The sequence below is a fragment of the Streptomyces sp. NPDC059874 genome, assembly GCF_042731135.1.
Lineage (GTDB): Bacteria > Actinomycetota > Actinomycetes > Streptomycetales > Streptomycetaceae > Streptomyces.
On sequence record NZ_JBHWJY010000122.1, the window covers coordinates 1 to 19,203 of the forward strand.

The window sequence follows — 19,203 nt, forward strand, 5'->3', positions numbered from 1 at the left end:
GGCCTCGGCGGCGCACCCCGCCGAGGCCGCCGCCCGGGCGGACCTCCTGGTGCTGATGGTGCCCTTCGACCGCGTACGGGGACTGCTGCCGCCGCACGTCGTGCAGGACAAGGTGATCGTGGACGCCACCAACGCGTTCGGCGGTCCCGGAACCCCGGCCGACCTCGGGGGCCGCGGCTCCAGCGATCTCGTAGCCGAGTGGTACCCCGGCGCCCAGATCGTGAAATCCCTCAACACCATGCATTTCGAAACACTCGCCGTCGCCGGCACCGCACCCGGAGAGCGCCTGGCGCATTTCACAGCGGGCGACGACGTGAAAGCAAAGGAAATCGTCGCGGGAATCATCTCGGACCTGGGATTCGCGCCCGTCGACACCGGCCCGCTGCACTCCGGAGGAATTCTCCAGCAGCCCGGCGGGCCCCTCTTCAACCGGCCGCTCACGGAAGCGCAGGCGCTGGCATGGATATCACACTGAATGTGAACGGTAGATCCGAACAGTTCCCGGCGCAGCCGAACGAACTGCTCGTGGAACGGCTCCGCGACGGCCTCGGCCTCACCGGGACCAAGGTCGGCTGCGACACCGGCCAGTGCGGCTCCTGCGTGGTGCGGCTCGACGGCAGGTCCGTCAAGAGCTGCCTGATCCTCACCGCCTCGGCCGCCGGCTCCGAGGTCACCACCATCGAGGGCGTCACCACCCCCGGCGGCGAACTCAACGGCCTCCAGGAGGCGCTGCGCCAGGAGCACGGCACCCAGTGCGGCTTCTGCACGCCCGGCATGGTCATGGCACTGGGCGAACTCGTCGACGCCACCGCCGACGGCGAGGCCCCCACCGAGCCCGAGATCCGCGAGTGGCTGACCGGCAACCTCTGCCGCTGCACCGGCTACCACAGCGTCGTCCGCGGCGTGCAGCGCGCCTGCGAAGCCGCGAGACAGGAGGTGTGAGGACATGACCGCCGTGACGGGGGAGACGCCGACAACCGGAAGTGGCCTGCTCGGACAGCCTCTGGACATCCGTGAGGATCCGCAGCTGCTGCGCGGCGAAGCGAAGTACGTGGCCGACATCGATCTGCCGGGAACCGCCCACATGGCGATCCTGGGCAGCCCGGTCGCCCACGCGAAGATCCTCTCCATCGAGACCAAGGCCGCCGAGCAGCTGCCCGGCGTCCTGAAGGTGGCCACCGCCGCCGACTTCACCGACGTGATGCCGCTGCCCTGCATCTGGATACCCGGCGGCGTGGAGAGCCACTTCCCGCCCCACCCCTACGGACTTCCCGGCGCCCGCCCGGTCCTCACCGGCGACGCCGTGCGCCACGTCGGCGACCCGATCGCCGTGGTCGTCGCCGAAACCCCGCGCCAGGCCCACGCGGCGCTCGCCGCCATCTCCGTCGAGTACGAGCCGCTGCCCGTGGTCACCCGCGCCGACGAGGCCCTCGCCGAGGGCGCGCCCCAGCTGCACGAGGCCGTGCCGGGCAACCTGAACGCGTACTGGACCTGCGGCGACAAGGACCGCACCGACGCGGCCATCGCCGAGGCGGAGGTCACCGTCGAGCTCGACCTGGTGAACCAGCGGACCATCAACAGCCCCATCGAGCCCCGCGGCGCGGTCGGCGACTACGACGCCGTCACCGGCGAGTACACGCTGTACGCCTCCACCCAGGGCCCGCACAACCACCGGTTCCTGCTCTCCGCCCTGGTCCTCGGCATCCCCTTCAACAAACTGCGGGTGATCGCCCCGACCGTCGGCGGCAGCTTCGGCACCAAGGGCTACCTCTACCCCGACATGGCGCTGGTCCTGCTGCTCTCCAAGGCGCTGGGCCGGCCCGTGAAATGGGTGGACACCCGCACCGGGCTGATGAACTCCACCGTGCAGGGCCGCGACCACCGCCAGCACGTGACCCTCGCCGGTACCCGCGACGGCCGCATCACCGCCGTGCGCGCGACCAGTTACGCCAACCTCGGCGCGTACCCCTCCACCATCGGCCCCGGCGTCGCCACCGCCCTGATGGGCCGATCCATCAGCGGCATGTACGAGATCCCCGCCGCCTTCTGCGAGGTCTACGCCGCCTTCACCAACACCGTCCCGCTCGGCGCCCAGCGCGGCAGCGGGCGCGCCGAGGCCGCCTTCCTGATGGAGCGGCTCGTCGACCGGTACGCCTCCGAGATCGGCATGGACCCGGCGGCCGTCCGCCGCAGGAACCTGGTGCCGAAGGAGAAGTTCCCGTACGACAACGGCCTCGGCTGGACCTACGACTCCGGGAACTACCGGCTGAACTTCGACAAGGCCATCGCCCTGTCGGGCTACGCCGACATGCCCGCCCGCAAGGCGGAGGCCCGCACCCGCGGCAAGCGGCTCGGCGTCGGCCTCGCCACCTACGTCGCCATCTGCGGGGTCGGCCCCTCCACCCGGATGTCCCAGGAGGGCATGCTCGGCGGCACCTGGGAGAGCGCGAACATCCGCGTGCACCCGACCGGCGAGGTCTCCGTCACCGTCGGCTCCGCGTCCACCGGCCAGAGCCACGGCACCGTCTTCGCGCAGGTCGCCGCCGACGAGCTCGGCATCGACCCGTCGACCGTCCAGGTCTTCGAGGGGGACACGCAGAAGGCCCCGTACGGGCAGGGCACCTACGGCTCCCGCTCCTACAGCATGGCCGCGCCCGCCGTCGCCCTCACCGCCCGCAAGATCAAGGCCAAACTGCTCCGGGCCGGAGCCGTCTTCCTCGGCATCCCCGAGGACAAGGCCGTCTACGAGGGCGGCAAGGTCTTCGAGGCGGGCAACGAGGAGAACGCCAAGACCTTCGCCGAGCTGGCGATGGCCATGTGGTACGGCTGGGGGCTGCCCCCCGACATCGAGCCGGCCCTCGACGAGACCACCCACTTCGATCCACCGGACTTCAACTTCCCCTTCGGCACGCACGTCGCGGTCGTCGAGATCGACGAACTCACCGGCGAGACCGAAGTGGTGGCCTACACCGCCGTCGACGACGCCGGGAACATCGGCAACCCGAAGATCGTCCACGGTCAGATCGAGGGCAGCATCGTGCACGGCCTCGGCCAGGCCCTCATGGAGGCCGCCGAGTACGGCGAGGACGGGCAGCTGATCAGCTCCGACCTGAACCACTACGCCCTGCCGCGCGCCGCCGACGCGCCGTTCTTCGCGATCGACAAGACCGTCACGCCCAGCCCGCACAACCCGCTCGGCGCCAAGGGCGCCGGCGAGATCGCCACCGTGCCGCCCGCCGCGGCCGTCGTCAACGCGGTCGTCGACGCCCTCTCCGACCTCGGCGTACAGCACATCGACATGCCGCTCACCCCCGAGAAGGTCTGGCGCCACCTGAGAGGAGAAGCCCGGTGATCCTCACCGCGTTCGACTACGTCCGGCCCGTCGGCCTCGACGAGGCACTGACCCTGCTGTCCGGGACCCGCGGCGCCCGGGTGCTCGCCGGCGGCCAGAGCCTGCTGCCCGACCTGCGCACCGGCGCCGAGCGGGCCCGACTGCTGGTCGACGTACGGCACCTGGAGGAACTGCGCGGCATCAGGAGCGGCTCCGAGGGCCGACGGTTGCGGATCGGGGCGCTCACCACGCTCGCCGAGCTCGCCACGCACCCCCTCGTGCTCGCCGGGGCGCCCGAACTGGCCGCCGCGGCCCGCGCCAACGGTGACCCGCAGGTCCGCAACCTCGGCACCGTCGGCGGGAACCTCGCCGTCGGCGGGCGGGCCACCGACCTGCCGGTCGCCGCCATCGCCGCCGACGCGGCGGTCGAACTGGCCGGCCGCGGCGGGCGCAGGACGGTGACCGCCGAGGAGTTCGCGGCCACCGGGGCGCCCGCCGCCACCGTCGTCACCGCACTGCTGGTGCCCGCCGCCGGCGGGTCGGCGGCCTTCGAGAAGACCGCCGACCGGGCCACCCGCTACCCGATTGCCGCCACCGCCGTACGGATCACCCCCGACGGGCCGCGCATCGCGGTCACCGGGGCCACCCCGCGGGCGCTGCGGCTGCGGCGGGTCGAGGACCGGCTGCGCGGAGGGCCGTACACCACGGACGCGGTGCTCGCGGCCTTCCGAGGCGAACCCCGGGAGCTCTTCGTCCCCGGGCGCGGCACCTCGGCCGAGTACCTCGGCCACCTCGCGGGGGTCCTGACGGCCCGCGCTTTGCAGAGGGCGGAGCAGGCCGCCGCCCGACCGCCCGCCACGGGGCCCATCACAAGGAGCTGAGTGACGCAGTGGAACCGGCCAAGACGACCACGGGGGTAATCGTGCACCCAGCCGCGCCCGCGGCCGGCCCGCCCAGAGGCTCCGGCTTCTGGGTGGTGGGAGCGGTCCTCGTCCTGCTGATGCTCTCCTCCTCGGTGCCCTCCGCCCTCTACGTGCTCTACCAGGAGAAGTGGGGGCTGTCCTCCGGCACGATCACCGTGGTCTTCGCCCTGTACGCCGTCACCGTGCTCGCCGGGCTCCTGCTGTTCGGGTCCCTGTCCGACACCCTCGGCCGGCGCCCCGTGCTGGGCGCCGGCCTGGTCCTGGCGATCGTCTCGATGGGACTGTTCGCCGGGGCCCAGGGGCTCGGGCTGCTGCTCGCCGCCCGCGCCGTGCAGGGGCTCGCCGTCGGCCTCGCCACCGGGGCCATGGGCGCGGCCCTGCTCGAACTCGGCCCGCGCACCCGGCCCGCGCTCGGCGCGCAGGTCAACAGCGCCGGGCCGACCGTCGGCATCGGACTCGGCGGGATCGGGGCGGGACTGCTCGTCCAGTACGCCCCCGCGCCCACCGTCCTGAGCTACCTGCTGCTGGTCGGCGCCTTCGCCATCACCCTGGTGGGGGTCGTCCGGATGCGGGAGAGCGCTCCCGCGGCCGGCGGCCGCTTCCGGGTGGTCCCCCACCGGATCCGGGTGCCGGCCGGCGCCCGGCGCCGCTTCGGCATCCTCGTCCTGACCATCGTCGCGGTGTGGTCCGTGGGAGGCTTCTACCTCTCGCTCGGCCCGCACCTGGCCCTCTCCCTGCTCCGCTCCACCAACTACCTCGTCGGCGGGGCCACGGTCGCGCTGCTCGCGGGCGCCGCCACCGTCGCCCAGCTGGTGCTCGGCCGCACCGAGGCGCTGCGCACCGCCGTCCTCGGACTGTTGGGCCTGCTCGCCGGACTGGCCCTCGTACTGCTCTCCCTCGGCATCCGCTCGGCCCCCGTGTTCCTCGTGGCCACCGCCGTGCTCGGCAGCGGGTGGGGGGCCGCCTTCCTCGGGTCCTTCCGGGCGCTGTCCGCACTCGCCGACCCGGCGCACCGCGGCGAACTGACCGCCGCCGTATACGTCTTCGCGTACCTCGCCATGAGCGTGCCGGCGGTGCTCGCGGGGATGCTCACCAACATCCACGGGCTGCACCGCACCTCCGTCGGCTTCATGGCCGCCGTCGCGGGGGTGTGTGCGCTGGCGCTGCTGGCCACCCTGAGGCTGGCCGCCCGCACCAGGGCCGAGGGGAGCACGGTGTGAACGGCGCCGAGTTGAAGTCCGCCCTGCGCGGACTGGAGATATTCGCCGGACTCACCGGCGAGCAGCTGGACTGGCTGGTCTCGGTCTCCGAGCCGCGTGTCCTCGCCGACGGGGAGGTGCTCTTCCGGGACGGCGAGGAGGCGGACCGGTTCCACGTCCTGCTCTCGGGCGGGCTCGTCGTCACCAAGGTCGTCGACGGCCGCGAGGAGGTGCTGACCCGACACTCCACCGAGGAGGAGAGCGCCGCCGCCGAGGACCACGACGGCAAACCGTCGGCCGCGCACCGGTTCACCGGAGAGCTGCCCCTGCTCACCGAGGGCTCCTACGTGGCCACCGCGGCCGCGAACGGGCCGGCCACCACCGTCGTGGCGTACGCGAAGCCGGTCTTCTTCGAGATGCTGACCCGCTGCCACGGGGTGGCCGCGGTCCTGATCCCGGTCCTGGCCTGGCGGATCAAGTCCTCCGAGGTCCAGGCACGCAAGCGGGCCACCGTCGAGGCCCTCGGCACCCTCGCGGCCGGGCTCGCGCACGAGCTGAACAACCCGGCGGCGGCCGTGGCCCGCGCCGCACAGGAACTGGCCCCGGCCCTGGAGCGGCTCACCCGGACCGCCCAGGCCTGGGGTGCGGCCGCCACGGGCCCGGAGCGCTCCGTACTGGACCGACTGGCCGAGGAACTGGACAAGCTGCCGCCGCCCGCGACCACCGACCCACTGGCCCAGGCCGACGCCGAGGAGGAGATCGCCGACTGGGCCGAGGAGGCCGGCACCGAACGGCCCGGCCTGCTCGGCTCGGGGATCTCCGACCTGGGGCTCGAACTGGGATGGCTGCTGGAGCGGCTGGAGGGGATCGGAGAGCCGGCACTCGCCCCGGCCCTGGACCACCTGGCGGCGCTGCTGGAGATCCGCTCGCTGGCCGCGGAACTGCGGGCCGCGGGTCCGCGGATCTCCCAACTCGTGTCCGCCACCCGGGATTACGCCAATCTCGACCGGGCGCCCGAGCAGCGCTTCAAGGTGACCGACGGACTGGAGAACACGCTGGTCGTGCTTCGTGCCAAGCTCGCCGGGATCAGCATCGTGCGCGCGTACGAACCCGACCTGCCCGAACTGACGGGCTATCCCAGCGAGTTGAACCAGGTGTGGACCAACCTGGTCGCCAACGCGGCCGAGGCCATGGAGGGCGCCGGGGTGCTCACCCTGCGTGCCCGGGCCGAGGGCGTCTGCATGGTCGTGGAGATCGCCGACACCGGCGGCGGCATCCCCGAGGAATCCCTGCCGCGGATCTTCGAACCCTTCTACACCACCAAGGACGTGGGCAAGGGCACGGGCCTGGGGCTGCACCTCAGCTACCGCATCGTGACCCAGCGCCACCACGGCTCCATCACGGCCCGCTCGCGCCCCGGAGAGACCCGGATGGTCGTGCGGCTGCCGTTCGCCGGCAGCGCCCAGGGGTGCGCCCCACCTGCCGATGTACCCACCTCCGCCAGTTCCGCCACCCGTTGAAGGAATGGAGTCGACATGGCCAAGTACGACATCTCCAAGCTGCACCCGGTGTTCGTCCGCCAGATGGACGCGCTCGCCGCCCTGGACATCGAGGCGGTGATGAAGAACTACACGGACGACGCCGTGCTGCTCCGCTTCGAGGGGGTCTCGGTCGGCATCGAAGCGGTGCGCGAGACGTTCACCGGCTACCTGACGGTGAAGCCCACGCTCGTGGAACTCCAGGAGTACATCGAGACCGAAGACACCATCTTCTACCGCGCGATCATGAACCTGAACGGTGAACCGGAGCACGCGTTCGGGACACTTGTCGTCCGCGATGGCCGAATCTGGAGGCAGACCGCGGGATTCGGCGGCTGAACCCGGAAATCTGGGTAGCGTGTGCGGGGAGGGCGGGGATGTGCGCCCTCCCCGTATGTGTGACGGCGTAGATATATGCATGGAGTGGAAAAGGGGAGGTCATGGAACGCGAAACCGGGCGGGTCGAGGCATTCAGTGACGGCGTATTCGCCATCATCATCACCATCCTCGTCCTGGAGTTGGAAGCGCCGGAAGAAACGGGCTGGTCCGGCTTCTGGCACGGTGTTCGGGAACAGTGGCCGCATTACGCCGCCTACGTCGTGAGTTTCCTCATCATCGGTGTGATGTGGGTGAACCACCACACCATCTTCAGTCACCTCAAACGGGTCGACAGGTCACTGCTGTTCCTGAATCTCCTGGTGCTCATGGTGGTGTCGGTGATTCCGTACACGACGAATGTCCTCGCCGAACACCTCATGGACGACGGCGGGTCCGCCAACGCCGCCGCGGTCCTCTACAGCGCCGTCACCGTGGCCTACGCCTTGGCGTTCCTGGTCTTCTGGTGGTACGTCACCCGGGTCGGCCACCTCTTCCACGACCACGTGGACAAGGAAGGCGCGCGCGCCACCAGGGTCCGATTCGGACTCGGCGCCATCGCCTACCCGCTCACCGTGCTGCTGGCCTTCTACTCCGCGCCCCTCACACTCGTCGCCCACTTCCTGATCGCGATCTACTATGCGGCGAACCAGATCCCCATCCCTCTCGTGGTAGAGGAAGAGCGGCTCGAAACTGCCAGCGACCTCAGGAAGTAGCCGCCGGGGCCTACGGCCGTTCTTCGCGGTCAAGTAGGGTATTGGATCTAGCTGGTCGCGGGGGAGGCCCAGATGGCTCGCGTAGTCCTGCCGGAGGATTCCACGAAGGAAATCTCCGAATTGATCGACGTCCTGATCTCTCTTCTCTTCGAGTCATTACCCCGGCGGGACCAGCGAAACTGGGCCCGCGTATATCTGAACGGCCTCGTGCGGACCAATGGGAAGAAAACAATCCGTAACATCGCCGGAACAGGGGCCAGTTCCGTCGAGCAGAGCCTCCAGCAGTTCATCAGCAAGTCCCCCTGGGACTGGACCCCGGTCCGCCGCTCCCTCGCCCAGCACCTCGAACGCACCGCCCAACGCCCCCTCGCCTGGGTGCTCCAGCCCATGGTCATAGAGAAGGCCGGCGACCGCTCGGTCGGCGTCGGCCGCCAGTTCGTCCCCCAGCTCGGCCGCACCGCCAACTGTCAGCAGGCCAGCGGGATCTGGCTCGCCTCCAGCGAGGCCAGCTTCCCGGTCGAATGGACCCTCACCCTCCCCGGGCCCTGGACCACCGAGCTCCTGCGCCGCCGCCGCGCCGGCATCCCCGACACCGCCCGCTCGCTCACCCCCGCGCAGGACGCCGTACACGCCGTCCAGCGGATGGCCGCCACCTGGCAACTCCAGCGCCGGCCCGTGGTGATGGAGGTCGCCAACTCCGACCTCCCGCAGAGCATCGAGTCGTTCGCCCTCCAGGACATCCCCTTCGTCTTCAAGGTCGACGGCTCGCTGCCCGTCTCCTTCGGCGGCGCCGGCCGGCACAAACCCGGACCCCACACAGCGCCCGCCCGCGAACTCATCGACTCCCTGCGCTCCCAGCGCCGCGTCGTCGAATGGACCCGGCACGGCCGCGCCGAGGGAGCCGTCACCCTGCTCACCTCCGCGTCCATCCTCGCCACCCCCAGCGAGGACCGGCCGCTGCCCGCCCCCACCACCCCGCTGCTGCTCGTCGGAGCCTGGAGCGAAGCCGCCCTGCTGCCGACCGAGTTCTGGATCACCAACATCGGCGACCGGCCGCTCGCCCAGCTCTTCCTCCTCGCCAAGCTCACCGACCGCGTCTCCCTCGACTTCACGGAAACCTGCGAACCCGTGGGCATCCGCGACTTCGAAGGCCGCTCCTTCCGGGGCTGGCACCACCACGCCACCCTCGCCAGCGTCGCCCACGCCGCGAAGCTCCTCGGCACCCGGGCCCGCCCGGCCGACAGCCACCCCGCAGCCGCCCGCGCCGCCACCGGCCGGGCACCCGCACCGGCCACGGCCCGGCCCCCCACCGCTCGCCCGGGGCCCCCGGCCGTCCTGCCCGCACGCTCGTACACCCCCGGCCAGGCCCCGCGCCGCGAGTACATCCGCTGATGCTGGACATCGCCGAAGAGCTGCGCGCGTGGTACGCCGCGCAGCGGGAATTCGCCCTGGCCACCGTCGTCTCCGTCACCGGGAGCGCCCCGCGCGGCCCCGGTGCCTCGCTCGCCGTCGACGACCGGGGCACCGCACTCGGCTCGCTCTCCGGAGGCTGCGTGGAATCCGCCGTCCACGAGCTCTGCCTCGACGCGATCGCCTCCGGCGAAGGCGGCCTGCACCGCTTCGGCTACAGCGACGACGACGCCTTCGCGGTGGGCCTGACCTGCGGGGGAGTCCTCGACGTCCTGATCACCCCGGTTCGCGGGGCCGACCCCGTGAGACCCGTCATCCACCGCGTGCTCGACGCCACCGCGGGCGGCGCCCGAGCGGCGCTCGCCCGGGTCGTCTCCGGCCCGCCGCAGCAGCTCGGCCGAGCGCTGGCCGTCCATGCCGACGGGAGCTACGAGGGCGGGCTCGGCGCGGGCCCCGCACTGGACCTGGCCGCCGCCCTGCGGGTACGGGGACTGTTGGCGGCCGGCCACACCGGCACCGCCGAGCTCGGCACGGCAGGCGGACTGTGCGGGGAGCCGCTGACCCTGCTCGTCGAATCGGCCGCCGAACCGCCCCGCCTCCTCGTCTACGGGGCCATCGACTTCGCCGCCGCCCTGGCCCGGATCGGCGCCTTCCTCGGCCACCGGGTCACCGTGTGCGACGCCCGGCCCGTCTTCGCGGCCCGCTTCCCCGACGCCGACGAGGTGGTCGTCGACTGGCCGCACCGTCACCTGGCCGCGGAATGGGACGCGGGCCGGCTGGACCCGCGTACCGCCGTCTGCGTCCTGACGCACGACGCCAAATTCGACGTACCGCTGCTGGAGCTGGCCCTTCGGCTGCCCCTCTCCTACGTCGGAGCCCTGGGATCGCGCCGCACCCACATCGAGCGGGCCCGGCGGCTGCGGGAAGAGGGGGTGCCCGACTCCGCGCTGGCCCGGCTGCGCTCACCCATAGGCCTCGACCTCGGCGGCGCCACGCCCGAGGAGACGGCCCTCGCCATCGCCGCCGAACTCACGGCCGTCCGGCACGGCGGATCCGTCCGCCCGCTGGCCCGGCGCACCGGTCCGGTCCACCGAAGGACCAAAGTCCCGTAGGAAAGAACCACACGGCCCGGTATGTCCTGGACGATCAGCCCGGGCGGCGTAAACGCCAGGTCGTGGGAGAATGAAGTACGTGCGTTTCCTCGGCTGACAGGTCGGGGTACCTCCGATCGACTGGGATGTTCAGCACGTGCGTTTCCTCAATGACCTGAAGCCGCCGTACGACCTGACGTACGACGATGTGTTCATGGTGCCGAGCCGCTCCGCGGTCGGTTCCCGCCAGGGCGTGGACCTTTCCTCGCCCGACGGCACCGGCACCACCATTCCGCTGGTCGTGGCGAACATGACCGCCATCGCGGGCCGCCGGATGGCCGAGACGGTCGCCCGCCGCGGCGGCATCGTCGTCATCCCGCAGGACATCCCGATCGAGGTCGTCACCGACGTCATCTCCTGGGTGAAGACCCGCCACCTCGTGCTCGACACCCCGATCACGCTGGCGCCCACCCAGACCGTCGCCGACGCGCTGTCGCTGCTGCCCAAGCGCGCCCACGGCGCCGGCGTCGTCGTCGACGACGCGGGCCGCCCGGTCGGCGTCGTCACCGAGCACGACCTGACCGGGGTCGACCGCTTCACCCAGCTCTCCGAGGTCATGTCGAGGGAGCTGCTGCTCATCGACGCCGACATCGACCCCCGCGAGGCCTTCAACCAGCTCGACGCCGGCCACCGCAAGCTGGCCCCGGCCGTCGACAAGGACGGCAAGCTCGTCGGCATCCTCACCCGCAAGGGCGCCCTGCGCGCGACCCTGTACACCCCGGCGACCGACGCCAACGGCAAGCTGCGCATCGCGGCCGCCGTCGGCATCAACGGCGACTTCGTGCAGAAGGCCAAGCAGCTGCTCGACGCGGGCGTGGACACGCTCGTCATCGACACGGCCCACGGCCACCAGGAGTCGATGATCAACGCGATCAAGGCCGTCCGCGCGCTGGACCCGAAGGTCCCGATCGTGGCCGGCAACATCGTCGCCGCCGAGGGCGTCAAGGACCTCATCGACGCCGGCGCCGACATCATCAAGGTCGGTGTGGGCCCGGGCGCCATGTGCACCACCCGCATGATGACCGGCGTGGGCCGCCCGCAGTTCTCCGCGGTGCTGGAGTGCGCGGCGGAGGCCAAGAAGTACGGCAAGCACGTGTGGGCCGACGGCGGCGTCCGTCACCCGCGTGACGTGGCGATGGCGCTTGCCGCCGGTGCGTCGAACGTGATGATCGGCTCCTGGTTCGCCGGCACGTACGAGTCCCCGGGCGACCTCCAGCAGTCGGCCGAGGGCCGCCTGTACAAGGAGTCCTTCGGCATGGCGTCCGCGCGTGCGGTGCAGAACCGTACGTCGGAGGAGTCGGCGTACGACCGGGCCCGGAAGGGTCTGTTCGAGGAGGGCATCTCCACCTCGCGCATGTTCCTCGACCCGGCGCGTCCGGGCGTCGAGGACCTGATCGACTCGATCATCGCGGGTGTCCGCTCCTCCTGCACCTACGCCGGTGCCGGTTCCCTCGCGGAGTTCGAGGAGAAGGCCGTGGTCGGCATCCAGTCCGCCGCCGGTTACGCCGAGGGCAAGCCGCTGCACGCCAGCTGGAGCTAGCTCTTTCTTCCGTGGCCCCGGCCCGCCCCGTTCCGGGCGAGCCGGGGCCACGGCCGTACCCGGACAGTCTGCGGCGCCACTGGGGGGGGGGGGCCCCCCCCCCCCCCCCCCCCCCCCCCCCCCGGGGGGGGGGGGGGGGCCCCCCCCCCCCGGGGGGGGGGGGGCGGGGCCCCCCCCCCCACGGCGGCGGGGCGAGCCGGGGCCACGGCCGTACCCGGACAGTCTGCGGCGCCACTGCCGGGGCTCCGCCCCGGACCCCGCGCCTCAAACGCCGGCGGGGCTGGATCTTCCGCCGGCGGAGGGGACGGCTCCGCGCAGCGGGTGGGTACGGGCCGGGGGACCGTTCGGCGTGGTGGGGGACCGTTCGGCGCACGGGTGGGCGGATACGCCAGGCGGCGGATAACTCCGCGAGGCCGCTGCGGGACGCTCGGGGGACCCGACCCCCGAAGGGACACCCCCGTGGACAGGACCGACGCGCACGCCCTCGCCCGCCTGCACAGCGAACACGGCAAGGCCCTGTACGGCTTCCTCCTCGGCCTCACCTTCGGCGACCGGCACCGCGCCGAGGACCTGCTCCAGGAGACCCTGTTCCGGGCCTGGAAGCACCCCGAGGCCCTGGAGAGCGGGTACGCCTCGATGCGGCCCTGGCTGTACACGGTCGCCCGGCGGCTCGCCATCGACGCCCGGCGGGCCCGCATGGTGCGGCCGGTCGAGGTCGGGCCGGACGCCCTGGAGCACTCCCCGGCCGCCGACGACCGCACCGAGCAGGCCGTCGCCGTCCTCGACGTCCGCCACGCCCTGCGATTACTCAGCCCGGAGCACCGCGCCGTGCTGCTGCAGATCTACTTCCGGGGTGCCTCCGTCGGCGAGGCCGCCGAGGCGCTGGGCGTGCCCGCCGGGACCGTGAAGTCCCGTACCCACTACGCGCTCAGGGCGCTGCGCGCCGCCATGCCCGGCTACGGCCCCGGCGACCGCATCGCCGTCTGAGCGGCCTGAGCGGCCTGAGCGGCCTGAGCGGCGGCCTGCGCGGCCACCGCCGCCCGCGAGCGGACCTGGAGCTTGGCCAGGATGTGCGAGACGTGCGTCTGCACGGTCCTGCGGGAGAGGAACAGTTCGGACGCGATCTCCGGGTTGGATCGGCCCTGCGCCACCAGCAGGGCCACCTTCAGCTCGGCCGGGGTCAGCGCCTCCCAGCCGTTCGACGCCCGCCGCCGCGCGGACCGGCTGCCCCGGCGGACGCCCAGGCTCCGCAGACGGGCGTCGGCCCGGGCGATGTCCCACCGCGCGCCCAACTCCTCGTACGTCTCCACGGCGCGGGTCAGCGCCGACCGCGAGCCGGACAGGTCGCCGCGCCAGGCCCGCGCCACGGCCAGGTCCTCCAGGGTGTGGCCCAGCGGCAGCGGCCACCCGGCCCGCTCGCCCCGGGCCACCGCCTCGGCGAGCGGCTCCGGGTCCTGCGCGAACAGGCCCCGGCAGCGCAGCAGGGCCAGCGCCGGGCCCGGATACTCGACCAGCGCCGCGGCCACCCGCTCGCACGCCGCCACCGCCGCCCGCGCCGTGCCGGCCTCCCCGCTCTCCAGGGCCAGCCGCACGATCTCCGACAGCACCCACGGACGCTCGTAGGCAACCGCCTCCTCCATGCCGTCCTCCAGCGCGGGCAGCAGCGCCCGCAGGGCGTCGCCCGGGCGGCCGTCGCGCTCCGCGAGCAGCGCCCGGGCCAGCAGGACGTGGGAGGCGTAGCGGCGCGCGGCCGGGCCGGCGAAGGCGTCGGCCGGGAGCGAGGCGAGCTCGGTGCCCGCCGCCCCGGGCTCGTCGCGGTGTCCCAGTACCAGCGCCCGCAGCCCGCGCACCACCACCGGCAGCCAGCCGTCCGACACCGGGAGCGCGCAGGCCCGGGCCACCCCCGCCAGGGCCTCGTCCCAGTCGCCGAGCCGGTAGTGGAACTCGGCGAGCCGGGCCTGCGTCACCACCAGTCGTCCCGTCGAACCGGTCCGGGCCGCCAGTTCCCGGGCTTCCCGCAGAGCGGCCTCCACGATCCCCGGCTCGTCGAAGCGCATGTGGCCCTCCGCCTGGTTCGCGAGCAGCAGCAACCGCATGTCGTTCGCTTCCGGGCTGCGCCGCGCACAGGTGATCCCCGCCGCGACGTGGCGCAGCGAATCCCGGCCCCGGCCCAGGTGGAACAGGGCGAAGGACATGGCGTGATGGGCCTCCGCCCCGCACAGGGGATCCCCCAGCGCCCGCGCCCGCTCCACCACCGGCCCGGCCAGCGCGTACGCCTCGGCCGGCGGGCGCAGGTCGGCCAGGGCCAGCACCCGGCAGGCCTCCAGCCGCAGTCGCAGCGCGGCCGAGGGGAACTCCTCCGCCAGCGCCCGCTCGGTGACCTCCAGGGAGCGGGTCATGTCTCCCTGGATCATCAGCGCGGACACCAGCTTGAAGTCCACCGACGCCCGCCGGTCCGGGTCCGTGGTCCGGGCGCGCAGCGCCGCCAGCAGCTCGACCGACTCGGGGCGGCGCAGCATCAGCGCCGCGTCCGCGAGGAGTTCCTCCAGTGCTTCCCGCGTCCGCGGCTCCCACGGGTCGCCCTGCGCGAGGGCCCGCTCCAGCAGCTCCGCCGCGACGGCGGGCGCCCCGGCGATCAGCGCAGGCACGGAGTCCGCCAGCCAGCGCACCGCCCACGGGCCGAGGCGGCCGCCGCAGAGCAGCTGCTCGGCGGTCCGCGCCGGGTCCAGCCCGGCCTCGGCGAACGTCCGGGCGGCGTCCTGGTGCAGGGCCGAGCGCACGGCCCCCGCGGTCTCCGCGTAGAGGGCCTGCCGCAGCGCCGGGTGGCGGAAGCGCAGGCGTTCCCCGCTGTCCTCCAGCAGCCCGGCCAGCACCGGCTCCTCCAGCTCCGCGAGCAACTCCCGCACCGGCCGCGACCGTACGAGGGCCAGCTCGCGCACCGTGCAGACCGGGCCCAGCAGCGCCGCGTGCCGGGTGGTGGCCCGCGCCGGCCCGGAGAGCGGTTCCAGCGCCTGCCCGGCCAACCCGGCCGGCGGCGACAACTCGGCTTCGGCCACGGTGAGTTCGGCCGCGCCGCCCTGGGTGACGCGGAGGGCTCCGGTACGGGACCAGTGGTCCAGCAATCGGCGCAGGAGAGCGGGGTTGCCGCCCGCTTGGGCGGCCGCCGTCCGCAGCCGGGGTCCCGGCGGCGCGCCCAGCACCTCGCGCACCACCTCGGCCGCCTCCGCCGCGGACAGCGGTTCCAGTCGCACCGTCCGCCCGCCCGGCGTCGCGCACAGCGGATCCAGCTCGGGTCGCCGGGGCAGCGGCCGCCGGGTCGCGGCCAGCAGCAGCGGCAGCCGTCCCGCCGCCGCCCAGCCGGCGAGGCGCTGCCACAGCAGCAGGGTCGCAGCATCGGCCCAGTGGGCGTCGTCCAGCACGAGCAGCAGCGGCCGCTCGGCGCACCACCGCTCGACCCCGGCCGCCAGCAGGTCCATCGCGGCGAGCAGCGCGCCGCCGGGCAGCGCCGCCTCCGCGGCCTCCCGCAGCAGGTCGACCACCGGCGCCCGGCCGGGGCCGCCAGGGTGCAGGCAGTCCAGCGCCGCGCGCAGTGGCAGCTCCACGGCGAGTGCGTCGGCCGCCGCGTACCGCACGCCGACGCCCAGGGCCACCGCGTCGGCCAGTGCCGCCCGTACGAAGGCCGTCCGGCCGGAGCCGGGCTCGCCCTCCACGATCAGCAGCGCGCCCTGAGCACCGCCGCACTCGGCGCCCGCGCGCACCCATTCCCGTACGTCGCAGCGCAGCTGCTCTCGCCCGACCGTCACGTCGGCGTCCCTTCCGGTCGTGCGCGCCGGTCACAGGATGACACGGAACGGGCCGGTCGGAGAATGCCGCCTCAGGGCCGGGGCGGCTGCGGTTCCCTCGGTGAACTGTGCACGCCCGCACGGAACTTGGGGATCCGCAGGGTGATCTTCATGCCAGCGCCGACACCCGTCTCCATCACCGGCCCGTACGCGTCCCCGTACACCTGTCGGATCCGCTCGTCGACATTGGGCAGCCCGATCCCCGAGCCGGCGCCGGCGCGCTCCCCGGCCAGGATCCGGCGCAGCAGCGCGGGATCCATGCCGATGCCGTTGTCCTCGACGGTGATCACCGCCTCCGAGCCCGCGTCCCGCGCGGTGATGGTGATCCGGCACTCCTGCGTGGAATCCTCCAGCCCGTGCTTGACCGCGTTCTCCACCAGCGGCTGCAGGCACAGGAACGGCAGCGCCACCGGCAGCACCTCGGGCGCCACCTGCAAGGTCACCTTCAGCCGGTCCCCGAACCGGGCCCCGGCCAGCGCCAGATACTGCTCGATGGACCGCAACTCGTCGGCCAGGGTGGTGAAGTCGCCGTGCCGCCGGAAGGAGTAGCGGGTGAAGTCCGCGAACTCCAGCAGCAGGTCCCGGGCCCGTTCCGGATCGGTCCGGACGAACGAGGCGATCGCGGCGAGGGAGTTGAAGATGAAGTGCGGGGATATCTGCGCCCGCAGCGCCTTGATCTCCGCCTCCATCAGCCGGGTCCGCGACCGGTCCAGCTCGGACAGCTCCAGCTGAACGGACACCCACCGCGCGACCTCCGTGGCCGCCCGCACCAGCACCGCCGACTCCCGCGAACCGTACGCCACCAGAGCGCCCAGCATCCCGTCCTCGCCGGTCAGCGGGGCCACCACCGCCCACTTCAGCGGACAGTCGGGCCGCTGGCACTCCGTCCGCACGCTCTGGCTGCGCCCCGACTCCAGCATCACCGCCACCCGGGCCATCGCCCGCCGCTGGTGATGGTCGGCGCCCGGGCCGTCCCAGGCCAGCACCGCATCCCGGTCGGTCAGGCACAGCGCCTCCGTGCCCAGCAGGGAGCGCAGCCGCTTGGCCGCCTTGCGGGCGGCGTCCTCCGTCAGCCCCGCCCGCAGCGGGGGAGCGGCCAGCGAAGCCGTGTGGAGGGTGTGGAACGTGGCCCGCTCCACCGGAGTGCCGAGGTCCAGCCCCGCGGCCCGCTCGCCGCGCAGGGCGTGCAGACGGCCCGCCGCCCAGCCCGCGCCCAGCAGCAGGGCCGCGCCGGCCACCGCGAGGACGACGAGCGCCGCCGCGGTCACCGCGCACCCTCCCCCGCGCTCCGCCGGCGGGACCCCCACGCCCGGTCCCCGGCCACGTCCTCCGGCAGGTGCAGCCGGGCCAGGGTCGCCGCCGTCCCGACCGGGATGCGAGAGCGGGTGGCCAGCGACACCGCCACCATCGTGAGGAAACCCAGCGGCACCGACCACACCGCCGGCCAGGCCAGCAGCGCGTGCGTCCAGCCGCCTGGAGCCAGACCGGCCCGCGTCGCCAGCACCGCGCTCAGCGCCGCGCCGCCGCCCGTGACCAGCCCCGCCACCGCACCCGGCGGGGTCAGCCCGCGCCACCAGATGCCGAGCACCAGCAGCGGGCAGAAGGAGGAGGCCGACACCGCGAACGCCAGCCCCACCGCGTCCGCCACCGGCACGTCCCGGGCCGCCACGCTCCCGCCCAGCGGCACCAGGATCGCCAGCAGCACCGCGATGCGGAAGCTGCGCACCCCGCGCGACGGCAGCAGGTCCTGGTGCAGCACCCCCGCCACCGCCATGGTCAGCCCCGAGGCCGTCGACAGGAACGCGGCGAAGGCGCCCCCGGCCAGCAGCGCCCCCAGCAGGTCCCCGAGTACGCCGCCCAGCATCCGCTCCGGGAGCACCAGCACGGCCGCGTCCGCGTCACCGGTGAGGGCGAGCTCGGGCGCGTAGATCCGGCCCAGGGCTCCGTACACCGGCGGCAGCAGGTAGAAGACCCCGACCAGCGCGAGCACCACCAGCGTGGTGCGCCGCGCGGCACGCCCGTTGGGGCTCGTGTAGAAGCGCACCGCGACGTGCGGCAGGCCCATGGTGCCGAGGAAGGTGGCCAGGATCAGCCCGTACGTCGCGTACAGCCGGTACCCCGACCGGTCCCCGGACAGCGGCTGCGACCAGCTGGACACTCCCATGCCCGCCTCCGCACGGGTGTCGGGCACAGGAGTGTCCGGGGCGAACTCCAGCCGCGCGTGGGCCCGTACGGAATGCGGCCCGGCGGCGAGGGTCACCGGCTCCCCCTCGTAGGTACGCCCGTCCAGCCGGCCGGTCACCGACACCGTCAGCGGCGCCTCCAGGGACAGCCGCACGTCCTCGGCGAGGGTGACGGTGGTGTGCTCGCGGAAGACGGCCGGGGCGTCGAAGGAAGCGCGCGGGGCGCCGTCCCCGGCCCAGGCGGCGATCAGGAAGAACGCCGGGACGAGCAGGGCCGTGAGCTTGAGCCAGTACTGGAAGGCCTGCACGAAGGTGATGCTGCGCATCCCGCCGGCCGCCACCGCCGCGCTGACCACGAAGGCGACGACCACCCCGCCGACCCAGTGCGGGGCGCCGGTGAGGATCTCCAGGGTCAGCCCGGCGCCCTGCAACTGCGGCAGCAGGTACAGCCAGCCGACCCCGACCACGAAGAGCACCGCGATCCGGCGCACCGCCTGCGACTCCAGCCGGTCCTCGGCGAAGTCGGGCAGCGTGTACGCCCCCGAGCGGCGCAGCGGAGCCGCCACGAGCGCGAGCAGCACCACGTACCCGGCGGTGTAGCCGACCGGGTACCAGAGCATCTCGGGCCCCTGGAGCAGCACCAGCCCCGCCACCCCGAGGAAGGAGGCCGCGGACAGGTACTCCCCGCTGATGGCCGCCGCGTTGAGCCGGGGGCCGACCGTGCGGGAGGCCACGTAGAAGTCGGAGGTGGTCCGGGATATCCGCAGGCCGAGCGCCCCGACCAGGACGGTGACCAGGACGACGACGGTGACCGCGGTCAGCGCGTACGTCTGGTTCACGGACGGTTCCTTCGACCGGGGGGATGGGTGACCCGGAGTCTATGCGCGGCCCTTCAGCGGGCAACAGGCCCGATCCGGCCCTGCGGCGCCGCTGTCGGGGGCTCCGCCCCCGAACCCCCGCGCCTCAAACGCCGGCGAGGCTGAAACATCCAGCCC

General features: G+C 73.4%; 15 protein-coding genes. 12 read left to right on the forward strand and 3 right to left on the reverse strand.

The features are described from left to right. The 12 genes from ACFV9H_RS38750 to ACFV9H_RS38805 form a co-directional block, all read left to right on the forward strand. The coding region (locus tag ACFV9H_RS38750) for an NADPH-dependent F420 reductase (RefSeq protein WP_385408221.1) at positions 1–475 on the forward strand (475 nt) is incomplete at its 5' end. Continuing rightward, entirely contained in the window at positions 472–942 is a 471-nt protein-coding gene (locus tag ACFV9H_RS38755; protein WP_385408245.1) for a (2Fe-2S)-binding protein, read from the forward strand. The genes ACFV9H_RS38750 and ACFV9H_RS38755, both read left to right, overlap by 4 nt. Positions 943–946: 4 nt before the next feature. Beyond that, positions 947–3,352 (forward strand): xanthine dehydrogenase family protein molybdopterin-binding subunit, encoded by a 2,406-nt coding sequence (locus ACFV9H_RS38760; RefSeq protein WP_385408223.1) that lies wholly within the window; start codon positions 947–949, stop codon positions 3,350–3,352. Further along, positions 3,349–4,212: an FAD binding domain-containing protein gene (locus ACFV9H_RS38765; RefSeq protein WP_385408225.1), complete on the forward strand. Its 864-nt coding sequence runs from the start codon at positions 3,349–3,351 to the stop codon at positions 4,210–4,212. Before ACFV9H_RS38760 ends, ACFV9H_RS38765 begins: the two co-directional genes overlap by 4 nt. Before the next feature lie 8 nt (positions 4,213–4,220). Continuing rightward, positions 4,221–5,474, forward strand: coding sequence for an MFS transporter (locus ACFV9H_RS38770; RefSeq protein ID WP_385408227.1), 1,254 nt, complete (start codon positions 4,221–4,223; stop codon positions 5,472–5,474). After that, on the forward strand, positions 5,471–6,973 hold the full coding sequence (locus ACFV9H_RS38775) for an ATP-binding protein (RefSeq protein WP_385408229.1): 1,503 nt from the start codon (positions 5,471–5,473) through the stop codon (positions 6,971–6,973). The genes ACFV9H_RS38770 and ACFV9H_RS38775 overlap by 4 nt, the downstream gene beginning before the upstream one ends. A gap of 15 nt (positions 6,974–6,988) precedes the next feature. After that, a complete protein-coding gene (locus ACFV9H_RS38780) occupies positions 6,989–7,330 on the forward strand; it encodes a nuclear transport factor 2 family protein (RefSeq protein WP_326592278.1) in 342 nt (113 codons plus the stop codon). A gap of 101 nt (positions 7,331–7,431) precedes the next feature. Then, the gene (locus ACFV9H_RS38785) at positions 7,432–8,082 is read left to right on the forward strand and encodes a TMEM175 family protein (protein WP_385408231.1); all 651 of its coding nucleotides are present in this window, start codon (positions 7,432–7,434) and stop codon (positions 8,080–8,082) included. 72 nt (positions 8,083–8,154) lie between these two features. Next, entirely contained in the window at positions 8,155–9,474 is a 1,320-nt protein-coding gene (locus tag ACFV9H_RS38790; protein ID WP_385408233.1) for an IS701 family transposase, read from the forward strand. Continuing rightward, complete coding sequence (locus ACFV9H_RS38795) at positions 9,474–10,604, forward strand: XdhC family protein (protein ID WP_385408235.1); 1,131 nt, start codon at positions 9,474–9,476, stop codon at positions 10,602–10,604. The genes ACFV9H_RS38790 and ACFV9H_RS38795 overlap by 1 nt, the downstream gene beginning before the upstream one ends. A gap of 115 nt (positions 10,605–10,719) precedes the next feature. Beyond that, positions 10,720–12,183: a GuaB1 family IMP dehydrogenase-related protein gene (locus tag ACFV9H_RS38800; RefSeq protein ID WP_385408247.1), complete on the forward strand. Its 1,464-nt coding sequence runs from the start codon at positions 10,720–10,722 to the stop codon at positions 12,181–12,183. Positions 12,184–12,642: 459 nt separating this feature from the next. After that, positions 12,643–13,170 carry a sigma-70 family RNA polymerase sigma factor gene (locus ACFV9H_RS38805; RefSeq protein ID WP_385408237.1) on the forward strand — a complete coding sequence of 176 codons (528 nt, stop codon included), beginning with the start codon at positions 12,643–12,645 and terminating at the stop codon, positions 13,168–13,170. Here ACFV9H_RS38805 and ACFV9H_RS38810 read toward each other — a convergent pair. The 3 genes from ACFV9H_RS38810 to ACFV9H_RS38820 all read right to left on the reverse strand — a co-directional run bounded on the left by ACFV9H_RS38810 (position 13,140) and on the right by ACFV9H_RS38820 (position 19,047). Next, positions 13,140–15,986 (reverse strand): LuxR C-terminal-related transcriptional regulator, encoded by a 2,847-nt coding sequence (locus tag ACFV9H_RS38810; RefSeq protein ID WP_385408239.1) that lies wholly within the window; start codon positions 15,984–15,986, stop codon positions 13,140–13,142. The genes ACFV9H_RS38805 and ACFV9H_RS38810 overlap by 31 nt on opposite strands. Before the next feature lie 71 nt (positions 15,987–16,057). After that, positions 16,058–17,293, reverse strand: a complete 1,236-nt coding sequence (locus ACFV9H_RS38815; RefSeq protein ID WP_385408241.1) for a histidine kinase — start codon at positions 17,291–17,293, stop codon at positions 16,058–16,060. Continuing rightward, entirely contained in the window at positions 17,290–19,047 is a 1,758-nt protein-coding gene (locus tag ACFV9H_RS38820; protein ID WP_385408243.1) for a cation acetate symporter, read from the reverse strand. The genes ACFV9H_RS38815 and ACFV9H_RS38820 overlap by 4 nt, the downstream gene beginning before the upstream one ends. Between the last annotated feature and the right edge of the window lie 156 nt (positions 19,048–19,203).